Genomic DNA, 26,608 nt, shown 5'->3' on the forward strand with positions numbered 1-26,608 from the left:
ATAAGGTCCTTCGCAAGCTCAGGATGACACACTTCCTACCCTCCTACCCCCACACCCTCCTACCCTAAAAAACACCTCCCTATCCCTTACGGCACATACTGCCGTACCACGTCCACAAATCGGTGCAGCTTCTGGCTATCCAGGTGCCCGTCGGTGCGGACGCCGCTGCACACATCTACCCCAAACGGGCGCACGGTTTCAATGGCTTCGCGCACGTTCTCGGCGTTCAGGCCGCCGGCCAGAAACACCGGAATATCCAGCGCCTCGCGGATGCGGCGGCTGATGTCCCAGTTGTGCACCCGACCGGTACCGCCCAGCTCCTTCACGGGCAGCTTGGGGTTGCCCGAGTCGAGCAGGACGCCATCTACGTGCGGGGCCACGCGCTTGGCTTCGTCAAACGCCTCGGGGCCGTTTACGTGAATCACTTGCACCAGGCTGATGCCGGGTAGGGCCGTGCGTAGGTCTTTATAGGTACCGTCGCTCAGGGCATCCACAATTTGTAGCGTGTCGGCGCCGGTACGGCACTGGTGCGCAATGATGGCCTGGGTGGTCGTTTCGCTGGTCAGTAGGAAAGATGCCACCGAGGGCGGCGTGCGGCGGGCTAGCTCCCGCACTAAGTCATCGGGGATGATGCCGGGGCCGCTGGGCATACGGGCCACCAGCCCCAGGGCATCTACGCCTAGCCCTACGGCTGTTTCCAGTTCCTGCCGCGTGCTGATGCAGCAAATTTTGATGCGCGGACGCAAAGTAGGGTTCATACCCTGAGTTAGCGTATCTATTCGATATTAGAAAGAAACAGGGCTGTTTTTTATGGAAAAGCGGTCCTATTAACCTACTTTCTGTCTGTCATCCTGAGCGCAGCGAAGGACCTTATCACGGTAAGACGACTAACGTTCAGTGATAATCCAGACGTGATAAGGTCCTTCACTGCGCTCAGGATGACAGATAGGGAAACGAATAAAAGACAGATAATTCTTCTAAAACCGCCGTTTAAATATCTTCCGGGTTTTCATGGTGTAAAACTCAGCAATGCCCTGGCGCGTGAACTGCGCACGCCACGTGCCCATGGCCTCGCCTACCCGGTAGCCCAGCGGCACCTGGGGGTAGCGCTGCCGAATAAGAGTTAGATCGGCTGGCGCTACGTCCGTTTCGGTGCCGTGACAGCGCAGGCAAGCCGCGTCCGTGACCAGCAGCGCCCGCTCATAGGTGAATACCTCGCCCGAAGGCCGCTTCACCGTCCGGCTGGTATCGGCGGCCTGGTTGATGCCTCCGGGGGCGCGGCGCGTATGGCTAAGCGTACCCTGAAGCACCCGCGCCACCGAATCGGTAGCGGCAAAGGCGGCAGTGTGGCCGGCTGGGAGAGCCTCAGCCACGGTACCAGCTTGCAGCAAGGCGGCTACTTGCTGGCGCAGGGCGCGGTCGGCGGTGCGGGTGAGCGAGTCGCCGGCCCAGCGGGTGGCGCGCAATAAATCGGCGGGCAGGATGCGCTTTACCTGATGGTTTTCGGCCTCCACGGCTAGTTCTTTCGTGTTCGAGAGGTGCTCTACCTGGTCGGGGCGGCAAGCCGAGAGCAGGAGCAGCCCTACCCCACCCCACATTTGCAAACGCATACGGATTAGGCTAAAAGAATCTACTGCAAGATACGAAGCCACAACCGCTACCCTACCCTATCGGTTCAGTAAGAACTCGCGTAGCGCCGCGTACTCGGCTGGCAACGGTACCCGCTCGATGGGGCGCTGCATCAGCGGCTCCAGGGCAGTAGGCAGCGGCACGGCCTCGCCCAGCAGCGGCTCCACCACTTCCCGAAACTTCACCGGATGGGCCGTTTCGAGTAGGAAGCCGCCCTGGGGCGTGGGGTTTTCGCTGAGATACTGCTCCATAGCCCGGTAGGCCACGGCCCCGTGGGGGTCCAGTAGGTAGCCGGTTTCGGCGTGCACCTGCTGGATAGTTTGCTCCGTTTCGGCATCTGTGATGGAGTAGCCGGTCATCAGGCCCGTGATGCGCGTATGCTCTGCCTCGAACAGCGCCAGAATACGGCCAAAGTTACTGGGGTTGCCCACGTCCATGGCGTTGGAGATAGTGGCCACGGCCGTTTTGGCGGCGTACTCGCCGCTGAGCAGGTAGGCGGGCACGGCGTCGTTGGCGTTGCAAGCGGCCACAAAATGCGCCACCGGCAGCCCCGATACGTGCGCCAGCAGCCCGGCGCACAGGTTGCCGAAGTTGCCGCTGGGCACCGCCACCACCGGCGGCAGCTGGTGCTGCCACTGCTGCCAGGCCAGGCAGTAGTAGATCTGCTGGGGCAGCCAGCGCGCCACGTTGATGGAGTTGGCCGAAGTGAGGCGCTGCTGCTGCATCAAGTCCACATCGGCAAAGGCCTGCTTCACGAGGCGCTGGCAGTCATCGAAATTGCCCTGAATTTCGAGGGCCGTGATGTTCTGGCCCAGCGTGGTGAGCTGGCGCTCCTGCAAGGGGCTCACCTTGCCGGCGGGGTAGAGAATGACCACTTGCACGCCCTCCACACCCAGAAAACCATCGGCCACGGCCCCGCCCGTGTCGCCGGAGGTGGCCACCAGCACCGTAACGGGCGCCGTTTCCTGCCGCGAGAAGTACCCCAGGCACCGGCTCATAAACCGCGCCCCCACGTCCTTAAAGGCAAGGGTAGGCCCATGAAACAGCTCCAGCGCCGCTACCTGCTCCGTGATGGGTGCCAGCGGAAATGGGAAATTGACCGTTTCCGCGCAGATGCGGCGCAGCTCGTCTTCCGGAATCGTGTCACCCACGTAGGGCGCCATCACCTGGTAGGCCACCTCGGCGGCGGGCAGGGTCTTCAGCTGAAGCAGAAAATCGGCTGAGAAACGCGGAATGGTTTCCGGGAAATACAAGCCGCCGTCGGGCGCCTGCCCTTGTATGGTTGCCGTGCGGAAATCAACGGCCGGCGACTGGTGGTTGAGACTATGGTAGAGCATTTTTTAATTCAACGTTCAAAATAGTAGGATTTCTACCTCTGCGATGGACCTCACCCCCCGGCCCCCTCTCCTCGGGGAGAGGGGGAGCCTGACGTTAGAGTAAGAGGTTGTGGGGGAAAGAAGGTAAGAAGGACCATTCCCTCCCTCTCACACTCATACCCTCTTTCCCTCTTTTCATCTGGCTCCCCCTCTCCCCGAGGAGAGGGGGTCGGGGGGTGAGGTCACCACCCGCACGCCTTCGGTGTTCATGCGGGTCACGTAGGTGAACTGCTCGATGCCCAGCCGGTCGTACACATCTTGCATGGCGGCAGCCACGGCGCGGGCGGTGGCTTCTTCCCGGCTCAGCATGAAGATAGACGGCCCCGAGCCCGAGATGCCGCCGCCCAGTGCTCCGGCCTCGTGGCTGGCGGACTTCACCTCAGCAAAGCCCGGAATCAAGATACTGCGCACGGGCTCAATGATGTGGTCTTCCAGGGAGCGGCCGATCAGGTCGTAGTCTTGCAGGCAGAGGCCGGCCACCAGTCCGCCCACGTTGCCCCACTGCCGGATGGCGGCGGGTAGGGCCACCTGACGCTTGAGAATGGCGCGGGCGTCGGCAGTTTTTACCTCAATTTGGGGGTGCACCACCGTTACCCACAAAGGCGGGGTAGGCAGCGGCACAATGTCGAGGGGAGTGGTGCTGCGGATAAGCGTGACGCCCCCGTACAGACACGGCGCGATGTTGTCGGCGTGTTGCACGCCCGAGGCCACTTCCTCCCCAAACATAGCAAATCGCACCAGATCTTCTTTATTGAACCGATTGCCCAACAGCGCGTTAGCGCCTACCACCGCACCCGCCGCGCTGGCTGCGCTGGACCCAATGCCACTCCCCGGCCGGATGGCCTTGTTGATGCGCACCTCTATCCCTACCCCCGGCGCCTCGCGCAGCAAGGCCAGCAGCGCCCCGCCAGCCACGTTGCGCGTGGGCTCGGTAGGCAGGTCGAATTCGTCCTCGTTGATGATGGTGACGCCGGGCGTGTCGGTCAGGCGCAGGTGCATGGTATCGGCGGGCTCGGCCAGCGCAAAGCCCAGCACATCAAACCCACAGACCATATTGGCCACGGTGGCTGGAGCCAGAACGGTAACGGACATCTTTTTGAAGTGTTAAAGGTTGGGTTGTGAGGGTTAGAGTGAATTATGCAGAACGTCATTTCGACCAGCGGGAGAAATCTCGCGTGCAGCGGTAATCTCAATTGATAGAATTAGCGGGAGCACGCGAGATTTCTCCCGCTGGTCGAAATGACGTTCTGCTGTCTCAGTGCTTAAAATTTCTACTGCCGCGTAGCTCGCATAATGTCAGCGAAGACGCCGGAGGCGGTTACGTCGGCGCCGGCGCCTGCTCCCTTCACCACCAGCGGCTGCTCGGGGTAGCGGGCGGTGTAGAACAGCACGGCGTTGTCCTTGCCTTGCAGGGAGTAGAAATCGTGGTCGGGGCCGACGGCTTGCAGGCCCACGGCGGCGGCGGCATCGGCGTAGCGAGCCACGAAGCGCAGTTGCTTGCCGGCATCGGCGGCCTCGCGGTAGAGGCGCTGGAAGTGTGATTCCTGGCGGGCCATTTCCTGGTAGAAATCCTCCACGCTACCCTCCATGCAGGAAGCGGGTAGGAACGCCTCGTTCTCGATGTCGCTCATTTCCAGCTCCTGCCCGGCCTCGCGAGCCAGAATCAGGATTTTGCGGGCCACGTCTACCCCACTCAGGTCGAGGCGCGGGTCGGGCTCGGTGTAGCCCTCGGCCTGGGCCTGGCGCACCACCTCGGCAAAGGGCACGGAGGCGTCGTAGTGGTTGAACACGAAGTTGAGCGTACCCGACAGCACAGCTTCGATGCGGTGCACCTCATCGCCGCTACGCGTGAGGTCATTGAGCGTGCCGATAATGGGTAGGCCCGCGCCCACGTTGGTTTCAAACAGAAACGCCGCCCCAAACTCCCGCGACAACCGCTTGAGCTGCTGGTAGTAGCTCAGCTCGGCCGAGCCGGCAATTTTGTTGCATGCCACTACGGCTGCACCTCGGCTCAGCAACTCGGGGTAGCAGCGGGCTACCTCGCCGCTGGCCGTCACGTCCACAAAAATGGTGTTGCGCAGGTTTTTGCTTTTGATAACCTGTAAGAAATCCGCCAGCGTGCCTTCCTCGCTCTGGGCCAGGGTGCCGCGCCAGTCGCCCAGCTCTAGGCCCTGCTCGGCAAAGGCAAACCGGCGGCTGTTGGCCACACCCACCACCCGCACTTGCAGGCGCAAGTGGCGCAGCAGGTAGGCCCGCTGCCGCGAGAGTTGCTCCAGCAGCTTGCCGCCCACGTTGCCGGCTCCTACCACAAACAGGTTCACCTGCTTGGTTTGCACCTCAAAAAACGACTCATGCAGCACGTTGATGGCCTTGCGCACGTCCTGCGCCCGCACCACCACCGAAATGTTCTTCTCCGACGAGCCCTGCGCAATGGCCCGGATGTTTACCCCATTGTTACCCAGCGCGTTAAACAACCGACCGCTCACGTTGGGGTGGTCCTTCATCTTCTCGCCTACCAGCGCCACAATGGCCAGATCGGCCTCCACCACCAGCGGATCTACCTTACCGGAGCCGATTTCAAAGGCAAATTCGTCGTCGGTGGCGGCTTTGGCGCGCACGGCGTCGGCGGTGCGCACGGCCACGCAGATGCTGTACTCCGAGGAGCTTTGGGTGATGAGAATAACGTTGACTTTCTCCCGCGCCAGCGCGGCAAACAGCCGCATCGAGAAGCCCGGTATGCCTACCATACCGCCGCCTTCCAGCCGCAGCAGCGTCACCTGCCCAATGCTGGACAGGCCGCGCACCACCTCGCCGGTAGCGGGCGGCGCTACTTCCACGCGGGTGCCTTCGTCGGCTGGGGCAAAGGTGTTCTTGATGAGCAGCGGAATGCCGCGCTGCCGAACTGGCTGAATGGTAGGCGGGTACAGCACCTTGGCCCCAAAGTGCGACAACTCCATGGCCTCCTGGTAGCTGATGCGCGGGATGGGCCGGGCCTGGCGCACCAGGCGCGGGTCGGCCGTCATCATACCGCTCACATCGGTCCAGATTTCCAGCACCTCGGCGTCCAGCGCGCCGGCAAAAATGGCGGCGGTGTAGTCAGAGCCGCCGCGGCCGAGGGTAGTGGTGGCGCCCTGCGCATCGGCGGCAATGAAACCCGGCACCACATACACAGCGTGCGGGTGGTTGCGTACATAGGTCTGAATCTGCCGGTTGGTGGTCTGAAAATCCACCAGTGCATTGCCGAAATTGCTGTTGGTACGGATAAGCTCGCGGCTGTCGTGGCAAACGTGGTCGATACCGCGCACCAGCAGATTGGCCGCCAGCAGCCGCGCCGACAGCAGCTCCCCGAAGCTCATGAGGCGGTCCAGCGTCCGCACCGACAGCTCGCCCAGCGCAAACACGCTGTCGCAGAGCGTTTCCAGGTCGTTGCACTCCTGCTTCACCCGGCTTAGCAAGCTGCTTTGGCTGGTGACGGGGGCCAGCTCCTTGGCCGCGTCCAGGTGACGCTGCTCAATGGTTTGCAGCAGCTGCCGGTAGCTTTCCTGCCCGGCCGCGGCCTGCTGCCCAGCCATAATTAGCGCATCGGTAGTGCCGCCCAGCGCCGATACGACTACCACGGTAGGGCCGCGCTGCGCGGCCTGGGCTACCAACTCGCCTACTTGTTGGATGGTCGCCGCCGTGGCTACTGAAGAACCACCAAATTTCAGAATCTGCATGTTGTGTAAGGGTCTTGGGAGCTTGGGGTCTTGGGTTTCTAAGACGGCCGGAGTGGAAGAGTATGAATGCGAAAAAGCAGCGCTTCGGTCTGGTAGCAACCTCTTGTCAGGAGGGTGATACCGGCGAAGGCTGCTCGGAAGATGGTAGAAAATGAGAGGTAGAGCAGCCCCGCTAACCGGTAATAATACCGGTAGTGGCTGTCGGTGTCATGGTAATGACCGTCAGGGTAGGGAAAAGCGGACCGGTAGCGGCAAAGGGGCGCATACGTGCTCTAAGGTTCGGGGCCAAAGCTAGAAAAGATTTGTTACCAACCAAATTCACGATTTGCCCCCGCTACATTTTCCACGCGCCTACCGGTCCGACGCCTGCGGCGTCGGACCGGTATCGTTGCTGAGGTTGAACGAGCTTCGTGCTGATGCCTGCTCCAAACGGCGCGAACACTAGCAACGATACCGGTCGGACGCCTGCGGCGTCCGACCGGCAGGCGCTACATTTTCCAACAAACCACGAAGGGAACGAGCCCGCTGGTTCCGCGTGTTAGTTTATGTACCTTTGTGTATATAAATATAATTCTCTGACAGGCAGATGCTAGATAAACTGGAGGCCATCCAACAGCGCTTCAACGACGTGAGCGAGCAGCTCACGCAACCTGAAGCCATGAGCGACATGAAACGCTTCAAGGCCCTCAATAAAGAATACAAGGACTTGGGCAAAATCGTGACGGAGTACAAAGCCTACCAGCAGGTACTCAGCAACATCGACAATGCCAAGGAGGTGATTTCCACCGAAAAGGACCAGGACTTCCGCGAAATGGCGAAGGCTGAGCTAGATGAGCTAATGCCCGAGCAGGAGCGCCTAGAAGCCGTGATCAAGGAGCTGCTGATTCCAAAAGACCCCAACGACTCCAAGGACGTGATTATGGAAATCCGGGCCGGGGCCGGGGGCGACGAGGCCGCTATCTTTGCCGGCGACTTGCAGCGCATGTACATGCGCTTCGCCGAAAAGCAGGGCCTGCGCATGGACCTGATTGATGCCACCGAGGGCACCTCGGGCGGTTACAAGGAAATTGTGCTTTCGCTGAAAGGCGAGGACGTGTACGGTAAGCTCAAGTTCGAATCGGGCGTGCACCGCGTGCAACGCGTGCCAGCCACCGAAACTCAGGGTCGTATCCACACGTCGGTAGCTTCTATTGTGGTAATGCCGGAAGCTGAGGAATTGGATATTGAACTGGATATGAACGACATCCGCAAGGACTTATTCATGTCGAGCGGCCCCGGTGGACAGTCGGTAAACACTACTTACTCGGCCGTGCGCCTCACCCACTTGCCTACCGGCATTGTGGCTCAGTGCCAAGACCAGAAGTCGCAGCTCAAGAACTTCGATAAGGCGTTGCAGGTACTCCGCTCGCGCATCTATGAGATTGAGCTAGCCAAGAAAAACGAAGCCGAAGGCGCCGCCCGCAAGAGCATGATTGGCGGCGGCGACCGTTCCGATAAGATTCGCACGTATAACTACCCGCAAGGCCGCGTAACCGACCACCGCATTGGTTTTACGGTGTACAACCTGCCCAGCGTAATGGACGGTAATATCGATGATTTCGTGGAGCAGTTGCGTCTGGCCGAAAGTGCCGAGCGCCTGAAAGAAGGCGTGGTGTAGGGTTAACCCCTATTCAGAACGTCATACTGAGCGGAGTCAACGAAGCCGAAGCATCTCTACTGATAGTAATTACTAACGGTAGAGATGCTTCGGCTTCGTTGCACTCCGCTCAGCATGGCGGGCTATTTTTATTATTCAGCGCCAACCTTGCAGCGCCTTTTGGAGTTTGCCGGGATATGGCTACTTCTGCATCCTCCCTACCCGTTATTATTATTGGCGCCGGCATGGCCGGCCTCACCTGCGCCAACTACCTGCACCGGGCCGGCAAACCCGTGCTGGTGCTGGAAGCCGCCGACGCCGTAGGCGGCCGCGTGCGCACCGACGTGACGCCCGAAGGCTTCCGGCTGGACCGCGGCTTTCAGATTCTGCTCACGCGCTACCCCGAGGTGCAGCGCCTCATGGACTACGGCGCCCTCGACTTGCGTGCTTTTCAGTCAGGAGCTGTTATTCAGCTAGCCAATGGCAAGGAAACCACGCTGCAAAACCCGTTGCAGCAACCACTGGCAGCCTTTTCGGCGCTGGCGTCCCCTATCGGCTCCTTCACCGATAAGCTGCGGATTTTGAACCTGGTGCGGCATGTGAGCAAGTACACGGCCGGCCAGCTCCTCAGCCGCAATTCTTCCAATGAAGAAGACACGCTTGCCTACCTGCGTCGCAACGGCTTTAGCGAACGGATTATTGAAACGTTCTTCCGCCCATTCTTCAGCGGCGTCTTCCTGGACCGGCAGCTGCGCACGGCGGCCAATTTCTTCGAATTTGTGTTTCAGCAGTTTGTGGTGGGCGATGCGGCGCTGCCGAACCTGGGCATACAAGCCATTCCAGAGCAGTTGGCCGCCCGCTTGCCAGCCGGCACGGTGCGCCTTGGCTCGCCCGTATCAACTATCGAGGGTAACCGCGTGCGCCTTTGGACGGATGAGGTGCTAGAGGCCGCCGCCGTAGTAGTAGCCACCGATGGCACGACGCAGCAACAGCTGCTACCGGCTCAGTCTCTCAACCCGCCGGCCTCCGAGTGGCGTAAAACCACCTGCACCTATTTTGCAGCCCCCTACTCTCCCGGCCACGGCGATAAGCTTCTGCGCCTCAATGCTATGCCGGGCGCCTTGGCACACAACGTAGTTTTTCCTAGTGATGCTGCCCCCGGCTACGCCCCTGCTGGCCAAACGCTGGTTTCGGTGAATACGCACGGCGCGCACGGCCTCCCGGAAGAAAAACTGACCAACCGGTTACGGGCCGAGTTGGCCACCTGGTTTGGTCCTGCTACCGCCCAGTGGCAGCACTTGCGCACCTACGAAATTGCGCACGCCCTACCCGCCTACCTCGCAGGGCAGCCCTACCGCCAGAGCCTACGCGTAGCAGATGGCCTCTACCGTTGCGGCGACTACACCTCATATCCGTCGCTGAATGCTGCCATGGCTACCGGCCGCGAGGTAGCGGAAATGCTGCTAGTGTAGTGGTTGCACAATTGAGCGCAGTGAATGAGAACTCATTGAAAATAATGACGCACCGTATATAAAGTTATTTCCCTAATCAAAAGCCTATAACGACGAGCTTTTGATTAGGGAAATGATTATCGTCCACACTAACTTACTATCTCAATATAACTTTTTTCTTAATTGTCTCTTTATTATTTTTTAAAGTAGCTATATACATTCCTTTCGGCATATCGCTTACATCCACTGTATTCTCTCTACCTGTTAGTGTATAAGCCTTTACTACTCTGCCATTGATATCTTGCATACAAAGTTCATACGATTGGCTACCGCAATCTACGAGTAAATAGCTGCTGGCCGGATTAGGATATATCTTCAGCAAATCATTCTGGCTAGTTTTCGCGCTTAGCACAGATTCATATTGACCGAAAGTTTTATCCAGATAAGCAAGTCTATTCTTTAACCAAACTTGTATATATAACATTCCGGAATCTTTGTAAGTATATTCATCCCAGGCTATCATTTCTCTTTCATAAGCATTACTATTTTTAAGGTACTCATTATCTCTTTTAAACTTCGCCATAATATATTCTTCTGTAATTACAGAACCACGTAACTCACGCCAACGTGTAGCTAGTTTCGAGCAGAATCCAGTAGCAGATCTATCTTTCAGCAGACGATCGTAAAAACCGTTGCTCAAAATATCTTCTGTATAGCTAGAATTGCCGCCTGTCCAATCGGTTCCAAATACACCATCTAAGTCCCAAGGCACATAATAGTATGGCTCACCTACCTTGTATTTAGCTATATATAGATTTTTCCCAGTATTATCACCAGCTCTTAATAGATTTAATAATATAAAATAGTCAACCGCATTATCAATATTAAACTTCTTCGCGTATTCTTCATTAAATTTTTGGTCGTCACTATTTATTACGAAATCAACAAAGCTGTAAATATTAGACCAATCTGTCTTTTCATCCGGATGCTTATATTCAAAACCACCCCAATCCAGCTTACTATTATTGAAATCATACAGTCCAGAATACACAACCGGCTTATCCCAGTAACTCCCTTTGTATAGCTCACCAGTAATGCTATTAGAATATTTTTTAAGCTTAAGCTGCTTTCTATCAACACGTTCACTCAAGGCATACACTCCTTTATACTCATTATTCACGAATACCTCTGTGTACGCCATGCTGATACCACATTTGGCTTCCGGCTCTTTGTCTTTATAGTATAATGAGTGCATATCCAACCACAGCTCATTCGATACTTTGCTTCTGGTTCGGAGTGGTTCATTATATAATGCCTGCAAATTCCATTTGTTATCGTTGCGCATACCCAGAAAGCTTACATCCCGACTAGCTGCACTGAGCGTATCCGTTAAGAAGCTTAGCTCGTACGACTTTTTAGGTCGACTCTGAGAAGTACCTCCTCTGTACTCAATACCAACAGCATAGTTCGACACATTTCCATTCGTTTCTGAAATAGAGAAATCAGCGAATACGCTTGGCGCATCAACTATAGTATTCCTGGTATTTATATTTATGATAGGCAATTCCGTGAAGTACAGCGTGTAGCTCACATTATCAAACTTAACAATATATGATTTAGTTTGATCAAAATAGTTAGTAGGCTCTCCTAATTCATACGTTTTATCAAGCAATATTTTACTTTTATACTCATTCAATCCCGAGTTTTCATTATTGATTTTTTGATTGACAACAATAATTCGCTTTTTATCATCTATATGATAAAAATTATCGCTCACTTTAATAACTTCATTCGCAAATGATTTACCGGTAACCAATACTAGTAGTAGCATTAGTATAACACTTGACTTCTCTGTAAAAACTTTACTCATATTTTGTTTTTTATTTTTTTGATCAGAATCTATTGGATTTTATATTTATTGCAGTGTGGCTACTGCTTAGCCAGTGACTATTTAATTTACTGACAAGAAATTCTCTTATCTATTGGGCTATTACACACCAGTTCAAGGTAGGCCGTTGTTTTACAGGGCTACTTAAGAGCTTAGACGATAGACTGACATGCACAAGGCAACTCGCTTGCTCTATTTTTCTAATAGCTATTTGCACAGACGCTGCTACCTTAGTAGCACTTGTTTTTTTATCTCAACACTAGTTACTATTCAGCCAAATAAGACCTATATCCCTACTTTACATTATTAAACTATTCCAATACAGCGCACCCAACAAAAACAAGGCCTTTTTTAATAAAAATTGGCTTTTTTAAACCGAGCAAAATTTTACAAAATTAAATTTTGCACCACACCACATATGCATAAAGCTATTTTATCCTTAATTTATTCAAAAAAAATTTATCTTAGAGCGAGCTATTACACCCCATATTATTGTAAATAAGGCACAGTTTTATAGGCACTTACAATATAACTTATCCTTGTGTTCGCAACATTCCAACTGTTCTGCTTCTCACAAAGCCAATCTCATGACATTTCTTTTTCGCTTCTACTTGCGTTGCTTCATAGGTATGCTCTGTTGCCTTGCAGCGCAGCACTTGGCTTATGGGCAGCGCTTTGCAGCCATCGGCGATTATGGCTTTGCAGGGCCAGCAGAGCAGGCAGTGGCAGATTTGGTGAAGAGTTGGAACCCGGAGTTTATCATTACACTGGGCGACAACAACTACGATGTGGGTGACTCAACGACTATCGACCAGAATATTGGCCAGTATTATCACGCTTACATCTATAAATACAAGGGGCATTATGGCCCCAGTGCTTCTACCAACCGCTTCTTTCCCTCCCTCGGCAACCACGATTACTACACCCGCAATGGGCAGGCATACCGAGATTATTTTACCTTACCTGGCAATGGTCGCTACTATGATTTTGTGCGGGGCAATGTTCACTTCTTTGCCCTCAATAGCGACAACGCTGAGCCGGACGGTATAACGGCTACCTCAAAGCAAGCGCAATGGCTGCGCGAGAAGCTGGCATCTTCTACGGCCCGTTGGAAGGTAGTGTACATGCACCATGCTCCCTATTCGTCTGGTAGGCATGGCAATACAAAGGAAATGCAATGGCCTTTTCGCGAGTGGGGCGCCTCGGTGGTGTTGGCAGGGCACGACCACGTATATGAGCGCCTATCGGTAGAGGGCATACCCTACTTTGTTAATGGCTTGGGTGGGCGCAATATCTACACCATTCGGCCACAACTGGCACCAGAGAGTCAGTTCACATATCAGGGAGACTATGGTGCCATGCTGATCGACGCCTTTCCCGATAGCCTGGTACTACAGTTTTTCAACCGTCGTCGCGTACTTATTGATTCATATGTGCTACATAGCCAGCTAAGCCAGGAGCCAAAGCTGTACGCTCCGATGCCGAATCCGTTTCACACAGAAACCGCCATCACCTTTTCTCTACCAAACCAGCGAAGCGTTTCGTTGCGGGTGCTGAATACGCTAGGCCAGGAGGTAGCTACGCTACATGAAGGAATAGCAAACGCAGGCTGGCACCGCTTTCCGCTGAATCGTGGCTCCCTGCCCGCTGGTCTGTATTATGTGCAATTAGTAGGCAAAGGGTTTTCGCAAGTCTCCCGAATGATAGCCTTGGAGTGATTACTGATTCATCTTCTAGTACTTACCAACGTCCAGAATCACAAACTACCTGTGCGGCCACCGTCTACGGCCAAGTTGGTGCCCGTGACGTAACCCGCCGCTGGCGAGGCGAAGAATACAGCTGCGGCGGCTATTTCCTCTGCTTCGCCAAAGCGACGGGCGGGAATTTGCTGTTTGGCGGCAGTTTCTACCTCGGCTAGCGACTTTCCAGCCGTGGCGGCCTGCTTTTCCAACAGGCTTTCTAGGCGCTGGGTTTGCGTCATACCGGGTAGCACATTGTTGACGGTGATACCATCGGCGGCCAGCTCGTTGGCCAGCGTTTTGGACCAGTTGGCCACTGCCGCCCGAATGGTATTGGACACGCCCAGCCCCGGCAATGGCACCTTCACGGAGGTACTGATGATGTTGATGATACGCCCGTACTGTCGCGCCCGCATGGCCGGCACCACGGCTTGCACCAACAGGTGGTTGCACACCACATGCTGCTCAAAAGCTGCCCGAAAGGCATCGACGGACGCCTCAATAATAGGGCCGCCGGGCGGGCCACCCGTGTTGTTGACGAGTACGTGAAAACCCGCCGAGTGCGTTTTGAGGTAGTCGGCCACGCGTGTAGCTACTTGGTCAGGCTGGGTGAAATCAGCTACGATGTAGTCGTGCTGTTGATTAGTGGGCCTGGGTAGGGCAGCGGCGGTTTCGCGCAGCGTGGTTTCGTTGCGGGCCAGCAACGTAACGGTGGCGCCTTGCCGGGCCAATTCTTCTGCAATGGCGTGCCCAATGCCTTGGGTACTGCCGCTCACCAGTGCTTTTTGATCGGAGAAAGGGGTAGGACTCATAGAAGTAGAAACCGGTACGGAAGCCGATGTTTTGAGATATTTGTTGAAATCATGAGTCAATAGCGCACAGGTCGTTATGTTATGCCTAGCCAAAGCATGTTGCTCGCATTGTTGGGTTAGCTACGCAACACCAGCACGCGAGATACATTGGCTGCGCTCAGCATAACGAGCGAACAGTTCCTTCTTTCCTTCAAAACCAACCTCTATGAATCGACCTATCAACTTGCAAAAATGGGTGGATGAGCATCGCCATCTGCTGAAGCCGCCCGTGGGCAACCAACAGATTTTCAAAGACAATAAAGATTTTATTGTGATGGTAGTAGGCGGCCCCAACTCCCGCAAAGACTACCATGTGGACGAAAGCGAGGAGTTGTTCTGGCAGCTGGAAGGCGACATCGTCGTGAAAATTATCGAGAACGGGAAGCCAGTAGATATTGAAATCAAGGCCGGCGAGATGTACCTGCTACCCGCCGGTGTGCCGCACTCGCCGCGCCGGCCGGCCAATACCATTGGGCTGGTGGTGGAACGCTACCGCACGGCCGGCGAGCTAGATGGCTTTCAGTGGTACTGCGAAAACTGCGGCCACAAGCTCTATGAGGAGTTTGCCGAGATTACCGACATCGTGGCGCAGCTGCCGCCCATTATGAGCCGCTTCTGGCAGGACGAGCATAAGCGTACCTGTACCGTGTGCGGCACCGTGATGGCGCCACCCGCCCCGGCCTCTGCTCCGTAAGTACTTCCTGGCGGCCCTCGCCTTCGCCCCCTACCTTTGCCCGCATGACCTTTGAACCCACCCCCGCCTTTGCCGCCCACCTCGATGCCCAGGATCCGCTGCGCGAATTCCGCAGCCGCTTCCTGATTCCGCCCGCACCGGGTGGCGGCGAGAGCCTCTACCTGTGCGGTAACTCGCTGGGCCTGCAACCCCGTGCCGTGCGCGCCGCCCTGGATCAGGAGCTGAATACCTGGGCCGAACTGGCCGTAGATGGGCACTTCGATGGTCCTTCTCCTTGGATGCACTACCACGAAACCCTGGCTGAAACCGAGGCCCTGGTGGTAGGCGCCAAGCCCATAGAAGTGGTGGTGATGAACAACCTGACCACCAACCTGCACCTGCTGCTCACATCGTTCTACCGCCCTACCCCTACCCGCTACAAGGTATTGATGGAAGGCGGAGCGTTTCCTTCGGACCAGTACGCCTTGGAAACCCAAACCAAACTGCATGGTTTTGACCCCGAAGACGCCATTGTGGAGCTAGTGCCCCGCCCCGGTGAGCACACGTTGCGCACCGAGGATATAGAGGCGAAAATTGCTGAGCTAGGCGATTCGTTGGCTACTATCATCATGGGCGGCATCAACTACTACACCGGGCAGGTATTTGATATGCAAGCCATTACGCGAGCCGGACACGCGGTGGGCGCTATGGTAGGCTTCGATTTGGCCCACGCGGCCGGCAACGTGGAGCTGCACCTGCACGACTGGGACGTAGACTTTGCCTGCTGGTGCACCTATAAGTACATGAACTCGGGGCCGGGCAGCGTGGGCGGTGCTTTCGTGCACGAGCGGTTTGCTCATCGCCCCGATTTGCTGCGCCTGGCCGGCTGGTGGGGCCACGATGCCGATGAGCGTTTCAAAATGCAAAAAGGCTTTAAACCTATGGCGGGAGCCGCCGGCTGGCAGCTCGCTAACGGCAACGTGCTGACGCTGGCAGCGCACCGGGCGGCGCTGGCGCTGTTTGCGGAGGTAGGCGGCATGGGCCCGCTGCGCCGCAAGAGCGAGCAGCTCACGGCCTATCTGGAGTTCCTCATCAACCGCTTGGAGCTGCCTGCTTCGCGCCTCGAAATCATTACGCCCGTTGATCCGGCGGCGCGAGGCTGCCAGCTTTCCTTGCTGGTGCACCAGGGCGGGCGCGAGCTGTTCGACCACCTCACGCAGGCTGGCGTAGTGGGCGACTGGCGCGAGCCCAACGTAATTCGGCTGGCGCCGGTGCCCTTCTACAACTCCTTTGCCGACGTGCAACGGGTAGGCGAAGTGCTGGCTGCCTGGGCCGGACAGTAGCACAAGCGCAAGAAAATTTGGGCATTTGTTACCTATTCAGCCCAACTTGCGTTCAGTCTACTAGCAACTTAGCAGCTGCTTTCATGCCTGGTTTGGCTTTGCAACTCAGCTACACCTTTTTGAGTCTAATTTTCAATTACCCGTTTTCACTATCCCAATGGCTGAAGACTACGCGGCCAAGATGGGCCGCAAAACCGACGCCGAACTGCGCCAGTACGTCGACCATTATCCCAATTATCTGGAAGAAGCCGTGTTGGCTGCTCTTGACGAGCTAGAACGCCGGGGCAAGGTAGTGGCTGAAGCCAGTGCTATTCGCACGGACGTGCAGCCCGTGGTGGCGCAGCGTGCCGCCGAAGCGGCCACTGTTCGCGCCGCTGAAGCCGCTGCCGTGGCGGAACCGGAACAAGCGGCTGGCCCTGAGCTCTACTCGCCGGCTACCATTGCCATCTTCTCCGTCATATTTTCTTTTCTGGCGGGTGGCGTGCTGATGGTTATCAACCTGTTCAAGCTGGACAAGCAAAGCAAGGCACTACGCCTGCTGCTGTTTATTGTGCTGTACCTTTTGGGCAGCACCTACCTGCTGCAATGGGCTGTATTGCAGTTTGGCGAGAGTGCCAAATGGATCAGTGCAGCCGTCAACTTGGGGGCTGTGGTGGCGTACTTGTGGTTTTTCTGGCCGCGCTACGTGGGGCAGCGCTCCTATCTCAGCCGGGGCTGGCTGCCGGCCTTAGTGGTCTGTTTGCTGATCTTTGGAATTATGTACTGGCTTATGCTGCCAATGCTGGGGCAAATGGGTGGTGCCGCGCTGCCGTAGCAGTCACTACATGCCGCTCACGCTGCTGCCTCTACCCCACGCCGAAATCTGGCTCGACGAGCACTTCTTGCCGCTTGAGGCTGCCTCTATGCTGCTACACGAGTTGGAGCAAACCATTAGGTGGCGCCAGGAAGCCATCCGGCTCTATGGGCGCGAGGTGCTACAGCCGCGCCTCACAGCCTGGCACGGCGACTCGGCCGCTACTTACCGTTACTCAGGTCTTCAACTCACGCCCCAGCCTTGGACACCCGCGCTGCAAGAATTGCGCAAACAAGTAGAAACCGCTACCGGCGCCGCTTTCAACAGTGTACTACTCAACCTCTACCGCTATGGGCAGGATAGTATGGGATGGCACGCCGACGATGAGCCAGAACTAGGCCCCGCACCCGTTATTGCTTCTCTGAGCCTGGGTGCTACCCGTCGTTTTCGGTTGCGCCCCCGCGATGCCCGCGAAATACCGCACGCTCCTCTTTCGCTCGATTTGCCCTCCGGCAGTTTGCTGGTGATGCGCGGCCCTACCCAACAACACTGGCTGCATGCCGTGCCGAAAACCGCCCGGCCCACGGACGCTCGCCTCAACCTGACCTTCCGGCTGATTGTAGATGCCGCGCAGACTCCGGCGGTTTAGTAGCGGATTTCCGGGTGGCCGAAGAGGTTGACGTCTACATCTTCGCCAATGCTATAGGTGCCAACTTGTAGCTGGTCGCTTGCTAACTGCAAGCGCGCAGATGGCGTTTTTGAGGTGGAAGACTGCTGGTCTTCTGCGAGTAGGGCGGTCCAGATCATAGCTGACCACGTGAGGTACGTAGCAGCCAGCGACGAGTAGCCGTGTTGCACGGGGCGATAAGCAGTCTTGGAAACACAGAGAGTAGAAACGAGCATAGAAGTAGGGCAAGAAGAGCATCGTATAATGCAACCTTACGATGCACCCTAAGAACCTGGATTTTGTGCAAGCCTAAATAAATTGCCCTGCTCGACAGACAGCGTTTCTTAGCCGACGAACAACGCTATTCCGTAACCGTTTACCTTCGCTACTTCATTCTTTTTTTGTCGTGTCTATGTTTGCTCCCGCTCCTGCCACCCCCTCCGAGCCGCTCACCATCATGGGCGGAGGTCTGGTAGGCTCCCTACTTGCCCTCTACCTGGCGCGGCGGGGCCATCAGGTGGCTATTTACGAGCGTCGGCCCGACCCACGCTACCAGGAAGCGGCCGAGGGGCGCTCTATCAACCTGGCTCTCTCAGACCGGGGCTGGCGGGCACTGGAAGGCATCGGCGTACAGGAAGCGGTGCGCCAGGTAGCCCTACCCCTCTACAAACGCGCTATGCACAGCGTGGAGGGCAAGCTCACCTACCAGGCCTACGGGCAGGAAAATCAAGCTATTTACTCCGTTTCGCGCGATGGTCTTAATCGCACCCTGCTCGATCTGGCCGAGGCGCACCCCAATATCAGCCTGCACTTCAACCAGCGGTGCCTGGAGGTAGACCTGCGCCGGCGCCAGCTTACCCTGCGCGATACCACCACCCAACAGACGCACGTGCTCACCTACCATCGCCTGTTTGGCACCGATGGAGCTTTTTCGGCGGTGCGCGGGGCCATGCAGAAAACGGACCGCTTCAATTACGCGCAGAGCTACCTGGAGTACGGCTACAAGGAATTGCAGATTGCGGCCGACGCAGCCGGCAACTGGCAGCTCGATAAAGAAGCACTCCACATCTGGCCGCGCGGGCAGTACATGATGATTGCCCTGCCCAACCTCGACGGCTCATTCAACTGCACTCTATTTTTTCCCTACGAAGGCGAAACTTCCTTTGCTTCCCTGCAAACGCCTACCCAGGTGCAGGACTTTTTTGAGCGTGTATTTCCCGATGCGGTACCGCTTATGCCGGATCTGCTGACCGAGTTTGCCCAGCACCCTACCAGCTCGCTCGTGACGGTGCGCTGCTACCCGTGGTCGTACCAGGGCGAAGTGGTGCTAATCGGGGATGCCTCGCACGCCATTGTGCCGTTTTACGGCCAAGGCATGAACGCCGGTTTCGAGGATTGCACCGTGCTCGACCAATTGCTGACGGAGTTTGAGAGTGACTGGAACACGGTCTTTGCCGAGTTTGAGCGCCGCCGCAAGCCCGATGCCGACGCTATGGCCGACCTGGCGGTGTATAACTTCCAGGAGATGCGCGACCGGGTAGCCGACCCGCGCTTTCTGCTGCAAAAGAAAATCGAGAGCAAAATATCCGCGCAGTACCCCGATCAGTGGCTGCCGCTGTACTCGCAGGTTACGTTCTCGCACACGCCCTATGCCGAGGCCCTGGCCAACGGCACCCGCCAGGAGCGCATCATGCAGCGCCTGATGCCGCTCATTCAAACAGAGGCCGACTACGATACGCCCGCCGTGCAAGCGCTGGTACAGCAGGAAATGGCTCGCTTAGTATAGTCGCTCTTTTTCAGGAGCTGTTCGGAAAATCGTCAGAATCCTGCCAGACCGTTCTATCATCTTCCCAGTAGGCAGCAAAACAAATAGGATTTTTTTCTTCCTAGAAGCTGTACCGCGCCATATAATTTTGGCCGGTTAATTGCAACTATGTTTGTGATTGACAATCAGTTTTCTCGCTGAAACGTCCTCTTTTCTAGGTGAAGCGTACCTTTACCCAGCCAATTGTTTATTGACTGCTACTCCTACGTGTAGTTTATTTGCCATATGCCCACTACCCCCACATTCTCCTGCCTCATTGTGGATGACGACCCCATCAACCGCCTGACGCTGGAGCATTACATTTCCCTCACGGATTCGCTCTCACTCACAGCCTCACTCACTGATGGTCTGGAGGGGCTGACCTTCTTTCGCAATGGTAATCAGGTAGATATTCTATTTCTGGACGTGCAGATGCCCCAGCTTAGTGGCCTGGAGTTGCTGCGCGTGCTCCCCAATCCTCCCTTGGTTATCCTAACCACTGCGCACGAAGATTTTGCCGTCGACGCCTTCAATCTGCAAGTGACCGATTACCTGGTGAAGCCCTTCGACTACGCCCGTTTCAGCCGGGCCGTGCAGCGGGCGCAGCTGCAAGCCGGCGCCCTAGCCCAAGCCACGGCTACGCAGGCACCATCCCTCCCCGATTCCGACCTGTTTGTGAAGGTCAACAACAAGATGGTGCGCATCAATTTCGATGATGTGCTCTACGTAGAAGCGCTATCTGACTACGTTATCATCGTGACCGACAAGCAGAAGCACATTGTATATACCACACTCAAGGCCTTCGTAGAGCGCCTACCCTTCGACCATTTTGTGCGCGTGCACCGCTCCTATATCCTGAATCTACGGCGGGTAGAGGCTATCGAAAACAACATGGCGCTGATGCCCGGCGGCCAGGAAGTGCCCATCAGCAAATCCTATCAGGACATCGTTTTCCGGAAAATCAACCGCATCTAGCACTACAAGGCTATAGCAAAAAGGGCCGTCTCAGTATATTGAGACGGCCCTTTTTGCTAGGTAGTACTCCTTGCTTACCTAATACCCGGCAGCCTGCAACTCGGCTACCACCGCTGCGGTAGTAGTCAGGAGTGTGGTAGCCGCAGCCTGCAAAGTTACTTCTGCGGGGCGGTTGGTGGGAGATGCGTGGGGGTAGGACTCCAGCAAGCGCACCGGTTCCTCGGCGGCTGTCACGGCCAGCAACTTCAGCGTAGGTTTCAGGCGGTGCGCTATCTCGGCGGCCGTGGTCCAGTCGGATACGGTGGCGGCTGTCTGCAGCTGGTCGAGGGCAGGCGGGGTATGTTGCAGGAAAGTTGTGAGGATCTTGCGCACGAAGTTCTCACTGCCGTGCGCCGCTTCCTGCAACTGCGCCAGGTGGTAGAGCGGCGCAACGGGCGCACTGCGCACGGCCGCTACCTCAGCCGCGGCCTCCACCGTACGGCCCAGCTGCGCTGCAATCTTCAAAAATAAGTCGCGCTCCTCGAAGGGCTTGAGCAGGTAGTCGTTGATGCCAGCCTTTTGGTACACCTCGTGGTCGGAGCGCATGGCATTAGCCGTGAGCGCAATAACGGGTAGCACGGCTTTCAGTGGGTCGGCGTGCTGCCGGAGCAGGCGGGTGGCATCCAGGCCACTCATGCCGGGCATCTGAATGTCCATCAGCACCACGTCGTACATGTGCTGGTCCAGGAGTGCCAGGGCTTCTGGGCCACTGTCGGCGGCATCTACCTCGAAGCCCCAGCCTTGCAGAATCAGCAGGGCCAGTTGCTGGTTCACGGGGTGGTCTTCTACCAGCAGCACCCGCGTGCCGCGTAGCGTGGCATAGTCGGGTAGGGCGGGCTCGGCGGCCAGGGCCGTTTGCTGGGCTTTGGGCAGCGTGAGCACCAAAAAGAACGTGCTGCCGCGGCCGGGTGTACTCTCCACCCACAGGCGCCCACCCAGTTGTTCCGACAAGCGCCGGCTGATGGTGAGGCCCAGCCCCGTGCCCCCAAAGCGGCGGGTGGTATCGGTATAGGCCTGCCGGAAGCTCTCAAAAATGGCTTCCTGCTTTTCGGCCGGAATGCCAATACCGGTGTCGGTCACCTGAAACTCAATGCTGAGCTTCTCGGGAGAGTCGTGCAGCACGCGGCCGGTCAGCTCCACAAAGCCCCGGTCCGTGAACTTGATAGCGTTGCTGAGCAGATTCAGCAACACCTGATTCAGACGGAAGGGGTCGCCTATTACCACGGGCTCCGGGAGGGTAGGCGGCTCTATAAAGAAGCGAATGCGCTTTTCCTCGGCCTTGTATGCCAGCGTTTGGGCAGCCCCGCGAATCGACTCGATGATATCAAAGGGAATTTCTTCCAAATGCAGCTGCCCCGACTCAATTTTGGCAATATCCAGCACATCATTGATAACCGCCAGCAAGTGCCGCCCGGAGCTTTGGATGATGTTGAGGTGGTTGCGCTGCGCCTCCTGCAACTCCGTTTTGGCCAGCAGCCCGGCCATACCCAGAATCCCGTTGATAGGCGTGCGAATCTCGTGGCTCATGTTGGCCAGGAAATTTTCCTTGGCCTGCGCCGATTCCTCGGCCGCCTCTTTGGCCCGCTTCAACTCCTTTTCCATCAGGATGCGGTCCGTTACGTCTTGCCCGTAGGCAATTACGTAGGGTTCCTGGCCGGCCTCGTCTACCAAGGAGTTGTTATAGAGAATAAAGCGCCGCTCTCCTGTGCGCGAAACCAGCGTCATCACGCCTCCCAGCTCGCGTTGTTGCGCAATAGTAGTGAGGTAGGCGCCCATATCGGCGTGTAGCTCAGCCGGCGACACCAAGTGCAGCGACTGCCCGATTATCTCCTCGGCCGGGTAGCCCACTACGGCCGCCGCCGTGGGGTTAATGGTCAGAATCCGGCCCTGTAAGTCGTGCGTGCAGATGAGCGCCTGGCTGAACTGCATCAAGTCGCGGTATTGTTTTTCGCTACGTATCAGCGTTTCGCGGGCTGTGCGTGCTTCCGTAATATCCGTACTGACGCCTAAAACGCTCACTGTGCCATCGGCACGGCGCAAAGGACGCTTCACAGAGCGTAGCCAACGGATTTCGCCGTTCCGCAGCGTTACGGATACCTCCACGGTTTGCTCTTGCTCCGTTGTAATAATCTGAAGGTCATCTTGCACCACACGTTGCAGCTCGCGCCAGATGGCTAGGTCTTCGGGGGCTACCTCTGCCTCCGCTAAACCCACCAGCTCAATGTGCTTGGTGTTCTGCACGAAATCCCTCATTGATTGATTCATGAAGGAAATCTTTGTGTTGATATCGCGCACGAAGATGTAGTCGGGCACCGTGTTTACTACCTGTTGCACAAAGGCTTGCTCCTCTTGCAGGCGGGCTTCGCTTTCCCGCAATCGGTTTTCGGCTAGGTAGCGCTCCGTGATATCGAGGCCATAGCCCAGCATGAGGCGCAGAGAACCGTCGGGATTGTATACGGGCAGCATGTTGCGCAGTGCCCGGCGCTGGCCCTGCGGACTCTCCAACGACTCCTCCCACTGCACAGCCTGCCCGGTAGCCAACGCTTGCTCGAAACGAGCGTGGCGCACTTTGGCCAGCTCCACGGGGCGCTGCCGATACTCACAGAACTCGAAGTCGTTGCGGCCAATAATCCATTCGCGCACTTCCTGGCTGGCAATAGCCGCCGGATTCAGGAACAGGTAGCGATGCTCGGGGTCGAACACGGCCACATCTACCGGCAACAGGTTCAGAACCGTTTCGTAGAACTCGCGTTGCTGTTGCAGCCGCCGTTCGGCATCTTTGCCCTGGGTGATGTCGGTGAGGTAAACATCAGCGTACTGCTCGTTGCAGGAAGGCACCACAAACAGCAGGTAGTGGTTGAGCTTCAATGCTATTTCCTGCTGCACTACCTTGTCGCTCGCCAGGGCCTGCCCGATGGCTTGCTGCACCAGCTCCTCCAATTGCGGTAGCACACCTGCCTCTTCTTCACGTTGCCGCAGATTTTCGGCCGCTTGGTTTAGGAAGAGTGTTTCGGCGGTAGCGCTCAGGCGCCACACCGGGTTGGGGTTACGTCTGGGAAGCTGCCCCAGGTCGAGGGTAGGAGAAGTGGGGGCGCAAAGCTGCTCCAGCTCTGCTATACGCTGCTCGGCAAGCTGCCGAGCGGCGCGTTCCTGCTGCAATTGCGCCAGCAGCTCGGCCGTTGTAAGATCAGAAGTAGAGGAAGAAGCCATGGCTACAAGCAGACAAATACCGCGCCCGGAAGCAGGGCAGAAAATCGAATTTCAAGGATGATTTATTCGTTGAAGCGCAGGCAAAGTCATGTGTACCAACAGCCGCGCTACCCTCGATAAAGCTATAATACCAATGCTATTCTCCTGCTTTCTACAATCGCACAGTTCCGCTCCTACCCGCTAGGCCAGCGCCACCCCTACGCCTACCCCCGCTACCAAACTCACGCCCAGAACCAGCCCAGCCCATACCTGGGCCGGCGTGTGAGACTGTAGCTGCAATCGGGCACTGAGCACAGCCCCCGCTAGCAAAAGGCTACCCAGCAGCCACCACAGTGCCTCTTGATCGGCAAGGCCGCTGAGCTGCAATAGAGCCAGCAGCCCCACGGCACCCCCCACACCCACGGCATGGGCACTTATTTTCCAGCGCAATGAGATGAATAGCGTCAGCAGCACCGCCATGGCCATGCCTACCATCATATAGCGCAACAGGGCATCCAAGGCAAAGTCGGTATGCAAAAAAAACCAAGCCGCTACCCCAAAACTGATGGCCGCCGCCAGAAAAGGTAGAGTGCGCTGCCGCCTGTCGTATAGCTCCAGCGAGTCGATAACCCCGGCCCAGTATAGCCCACCCGTGCAGAGGGTAGGCAGCAAGAAGGTAAACCCGAAAGCAACCGCTACTACCAGCCATCGGTCGGGCGGCAACGGGTAGAGCACTACGCCCGGCAATTGGTAGCAAACAATATAATAAAGATATGATGGGACCAGCAGCGGGTGAAAAATCACCGATAACGCCAAAGCCAGGGAGTTTTTCAACGGAACCGGATTAAAGCCGAACACGAATATAGGGCTCGAATCCTAAAAAAACAGGATAAAGTACAGATATCGAAATAGTGAGATGGTGAAATGGTGAGATAGTGAGTTGATGTTCTGATGGTGCATTCTGCGCAAGCAGTGCAGCTAGAACGTCAATTCACTATCTCACCATTTCACCACTCACCATTTTACAGTTCCTTCCGCAGGCGGGCTACGGGGATGTTGAGCTGCTCGCGGTACTTGGCTACGGTGCGGCGGGCAATGTTGTAGCCGCGGGCGTTGAGCATCTTTTCCAGCTTGTCGTCGGAGAGAGGCCGGCCTTTGCTTTCGCCGTCGATGATTTCTTTCAGAATATGCTTCACCTCGCGCGAGCTGGCGTCCTCGCCCGAGTCGGTGGCAATGCCTTCGGAGAAGAAATATTTGAGGGGGTAAATGCCGAATTCCGTCTGCACGGCCTTGGAGTTCACTACCCGGCTCACGGTGGAAATATCCATCCCAATTTCTTGGGCTATGTCCTTCAGAATCATCGGGCGCAGGCGGCCCTCGTCACCCTCCGCGAAGAAGTCCTGCTGGTAGCGCACAATGGCATCCATGGTGCGCAGCAGGGTTTGCTGACGCTGCCGGATAGCGTCAATAAACCACTTAGCCGAGTCGAGCTTCTGCTTCACGAACGTCACGGCCTCCTTCATCTTCTTGTCTTTCTTCGAGGCCTTATCATAAGCCTGAAACATCTCCGTGTATGCCGGCGACACGCGCAAATCCGGCGCGTTGCGGGCATTCAGCGACAAGTGAAATTGGCCGTTGTCGTTGGTCAGGATGAAGTCGGGGATGATGTACTGCACCTTGCCCATGCCTACCGGACCAGAGCCGCCGGGCTTGGGGTTCAGCTTCAGAATCAAAGCAATAGCATCCCGTATTTCCTCGTCCTCCAAGTCTAGCCGCTGCTGAATGCGAGCGTAGTGCTTTTTGGTGAACTCCTCGTAGGTTTCGGCCAAAATACGCTCGGCATTTTCCACGTCGGGGTCGGCGGGGCGGCGCTCCAGCTGCAACAGCAGGCACTCCTGCAAGTCGCGCGCGCCAATGCCGGGCGGGTCAAACGACTGAATCAGGCGTAGCACGGTTTCAATTTCTTCGGTCGTGGCCTCCACGTTTTGGGAGAAAGCCAGGTCGTTGGCAATGGCCGACAAGTCGCGCCGGATGTAGCCGTCGCTGTCGATGGAGCCAATGAGTTGGGTGCCAATGATGCGCTGCTTATCTGACACGGCCACAAAGCCCAGCTGGTCCAGCAGGTTATCCACTAGCGAAGCGCCGTTGTCGGCCAGGGGCATTTCGCGGTCCTCGTCGGCGTCGCCGGGACCGTCGCCCTGCATTTTATAACCGGCTATTTCGTCGTCGTTGAGGTAGTCGCCCAAGTCCAGGTCGTCGCTGCTTTCCTTTTCGGCCGTGGATTCTTCGATTTGTGGCAGCTCCAGCTCAGGCTGTTCTTCGGCACGGTCAAAGTCCTCGTCGAGGGTGTTGTCGTCGTTGTCGAACTCGGCGTCGGGGTCGTCGAAGTCGTCATCGGCGTCGTCCTCATCCCGGTCCTGCTCCTCAAAGTCGTCATCGGCATCGTCGCCCTCTTCCAGCGCCGGATTCACTTCCAGCTCTTCTTTGATGCGGGCTTCCAGCTCGGCAGTCGGAATCTGCAGCAGCTTGATAAACTGTATCTGTTGGGGTGACAGCTTCTGCGAAAGAAGCTGCTTCATATCCAGTCGTTGCATACTATCTAGGCGCTTTCTAAATCCTCGGCACAATGCTTGTGGCAGCTCTCAAATATATGCCTTTCTGTACTTTGGCATAGCCAAAAAAGTTGTGTTAGTGGCTGCTATAGGATCATTCGGATTCTGCTCAGGACTTTGAGTAGAAAGCCTACCGATAAGCCAAAATTTTACACAACAGCAGCGAATATGCTGCGTGGTACTGCTACCCCTGCTAAAACTTCTACCTTTGCGGCTCAGAACTTTAA

The 26,608-nt window shown here is 56.5% G+C and carries 20 protein-coding genes; 9 read left to right on the top strand and 11 right to left on the bottom strand.

Features of this window, described 5'->3' with window-relative positions; translation table 11 throughout:
• Positions 1–86 precede the first annotated feature (86 nt).
• The 5 genes from H8B15_RS18605 to thrA form a co-directional block, all read right to left on the bottom strand.
• Entirely contained in the window at positions 87–758 is a 672-nt protein-coding gene (locus H8B15_RS18605; RefSeq protein ID WP_187321158.1) for a phosphoribosylanthranilate isomerase, read from the bottom strand.
• A gap of 219 nt (positions 759–977) precedes the next feature.
• Positions 978–1,610, bottom strand: a complete 633-nt coding sequence (locus H8B15_RS18610; RefSeq protein ID WP_187321159.1) for a c-type heme family protein — start codon at positions 1,608–1,610, stop codon at positions 978–980.
• Between the two features lie 57 nt (positions 1,611–1,667).
• Positions 1,668–2,966: a threonine synthase gene (gene thrC / locus H8B15_RS18615; RefSeq protein WP_187321160.1), complete on the bottom strand. Its 1,299-nt coding sequence runs from the start codon at positions 2,964–2,966 to the stop codon at positions 1,668–1,670.
• A 174-nt stretch (positions 2,967–3,140) separates the two neighbouring features.
• Positions 3,141–4,097 (bottom strand): homoserine kinase, encoded by a 957-nt coding sequence (locus H8B15_RS18620; protein ID WP_187321161.1) that lies wholly within the window; start codon positions 4,095–4,097, stop codon positions 3,141–3,143.
• Positions 4,098–4,276: 179 nt separating this feature from the next.
• Positions 4,277–6,721 carry a bifunctional aspartate kinase/homoserine dehydrogenase I gene (gene thrA, locus H8B15_RS18625; protein ID WP_187321162.1) on the bottom strand — a complete coding sequence of 815 codons (2,445 nt, stop codon included), beginning with the start codon at positions 6,719–6,721 and terminating at the stop codon, positions 4,277–4,279.
• Between the two features lie 586 nt (positions 6,722–7,307).
• Between thrA and prfA the strand changes: the two genes are divergently transcribed.
• Both prfA and H8B15_RS18635 read left to right on the top strand, forming a co-directional pair.
• Entirely contained in the window at positions 7,308–8,378 is a 1,071-nt protein-coding gene (prfA, locus tag H8B15_RS18630; protein WP_187321163.1) for a peptide chain release factor 1, read from the top strand.
• A 176-nt stretch (positions 8,379–8,554) separates the two neighbouring features.
• Positions 8,555–9,829, top strand: coding sequence for a protoporphyrinogen/coproporphyrinogen oxidase (locus H8B15_RS18635; protein WP_187321164.1), 1,275 nt, complete (start codon positions 8,555–8,557; stop codon positions 9,827–9,829).
• A gap of 136 nt (positions 9,830–9,965) precedes the next feature.
• Here H8B15_RS18635 and H8B15_RS18640 read toward each other — a convergent pair whose 3' ends face one another.
• Positions 9,966–11,678: a CotH family protein gene (locus H8B15_RS18640; RefSeq protein ID WP_187321165.1), complete on the bottom strand. Its 1,713-nt coding sequence runs from the start codon at positions 11,676–11,678 to the stop codon at positions 9,966–9,968.
• A gap of 647 nt (positions 11,679–12,325) precedes the next feature.
• On the opposite strand from H8B15_RS18640, the gene H8B15_RS18645 reads away from it, so the two are divergent.
• Positions 12,326–13,414, top strand: a complete 1,089-nt coding sequence (locus H8B15_RS18645) for a metallophosphoesterase (protein ID WP_187321166.1) — start codon at positions 12,326–12,328, stop codon at positions 13,412–13,414.
• Between the two features lie 38 nt (positions 13,415–13,452).
• Here the strand turns inward: H8B15_RS18645 and H8B15_RS18650 are convergent, their stop codons facing one another.
• Positions 13,453–14,247: an SDR family oxidoreductase gene (locus H8B15_RS18650; protein ID WP_187321167.1), complete on the bottom strand. Its 795-nt coding sequence runs from the start codon at positions 14,245–14,247 to the stop codon at positions 13,453–13,455.
• A gap of 205 nt (positions 14,248–14,452) precedes the next feature.
• On the opposite strand from H8B15_RS18650, the gene H8B15_RS18655 reads away from it, so the two are divergent.
• The 4 genes from H8B15_RS18655 (at position 14,453) to H8B15_RS18670 (ending at position 17,744) form a co-directional block, all read left to right on the top strand.
• Complete coding sequence (locus H8B15_RS18655; protein ID WP_187321168.1) at positions 14,453–14,980, top strand: 3-hydroxyanthranilate 3,4-dioxygenase; 528 nt, start codon at positions 14,453–14,455, stop codon at positions 14,978–14,980.
• A gap of 44 nt (positions 14,981–15,024) precedes the next feature.
• Positions 15,025–16,302, top strand: coding sequence for a kynureninase (gene kynU, locus H8B15_RS18660; RefSeq protein WP_187321213.1), 1,278 nt, complete (start codon positions 15,025–15,027; stop codon positions 16,300–16,302).
• A gap of 157 nt (positions 16,303–16,459) precedes the next feature.
• Positions 16,460–17,116 carry a hypothetical protein gene (locus H8B15_RS18665; RefSeq protein WP_187321169.1) on the top strand — a complete coding sequence of 219 codons (657 nt, stop codon included), beginning with the start codon at positions 16,460–16,462 and terminating at the stop codon, positions 17,114–17,116.
• Between the two features lie 10 nt (positions 17,117–17,126).
• On the top strand, positions 17,127–17,744 hold the full coding sequence (locus H8B15_RS18670) for an alpha-ketoglutarate-dependent dioxygenase AlkB family protein (RefSeq protein WP_187321170.1): 618 nt from the start codon (positions 17,127–17,129) through the stop codon (positions 17,742–17,744).
• On the opposite strand, the gene H8B15_RS18675 is transcribed toward H8B15_RS18670, so the two are convergent.
• The gene (locus H8B15_RS18675) at positions 17,741–17,998 is read right to left on the bottom strand and encodes a hypothetical protein (protein ID WP_187321171.1); all 258 of its coding nucleotides are present in this window, start codon (positions 17,996–17,998) and stop codon (positions 17,741–17,743) included. The genes H8B15_RS18670 and H8B15_RS18675 overlap by 4 nt on opposite strands.
• Before the next feature lie 176 nt (positions 17,999–18,174).
• Here H8B15_RS18675 and H8B15_RS18680 point away from each other — a divergent pair, with 176 nt between their 5' ends.
• Together H8B15_RS18680 and H8B15_RS18685 are read left to right on the top strand one after the other, a co-directional pair.
• The gene (locus H8B15_RS18680; RefSeq protein ID WP_187321172.1) at positions 18,175–19,548 is read left to right on the top strand and encodes an FAD-dependent oxidoreductase; all 1,374 of its coding nucleotides are present in this window, start codon (positions 18,175–18,177) and stop codon (positions 19,546–19,548) included.
• 264 nt (positions 19,549–19,812) lie between these two features.
• Positions 19,813–20,541: a LytR/AlgR family response regulator transcription factor gene (locus H8B15_RS18685; protein WP_187321173.1), complete on the top strand. Its 729-nt coding sequence runs from the start codon at positions 19,813–19,815 to the stop codon at positions 20,539–20,541.
• A gap of 78 nt (positions 20,542–20,619) precedes the next feature.
• Here H8B15_RS18685 and H8B15_RS18690 read toward each other — a convergent pair whose 3' ends face one another.
• From H8B15_RS18690 to rpoN, 3 genes are all read right to left on the bottom strand, one after another.
• Positions 20,620–23,790 (bottom strand): PAS domain-containing hybrid sensor histidine kinase/response regulator, encoded by a 3,171-nt coding sequence (locus H8B15_RS18690; protein ID WP_187321174.1) that lies wholly within the window; start codon positions 23,788–23,790, stop codon positions 20,620–20,622.
• A 180-nt stretch (positions 23,791–23,970) separates the two neighbouring features.
• Complete coding sequence (locus tag H8B15_RS18695) at positions 23,971–24,504, bottom strand: hypothetical protein (RefSeq protein WP_187321175.1); 534 nt, start codon at positions 24,502–24,504, stop codon at positions 23,971–23,973.
• Between the two features lie 287 nt (positions 24,505–24,791).
• Positions 24,792–26,363 (bottom strand): RNA polymerase factor sigma-54, encoded by a 1,572-nt coding sequence (rpoN, locus tag H8B15_RS18700; RefSeq protein WP_187321176.1) that lies wholly within the window; start codon positions 26,361–26,363, stop codon positions 24,792–24,794.
• Positions 26,364–26,608 lie beyond the last annotated feature (245 nt).

Origin of the sequence: Hymenobacter citatus, assembly GCF_014333615.1 — a bacterium.
GTDB lineage: Bacteria > Bacteroidota > Bacteroidia > Cytophagales > Hymenobacteraceae > Hymenobacter > Hymenobacter citatus.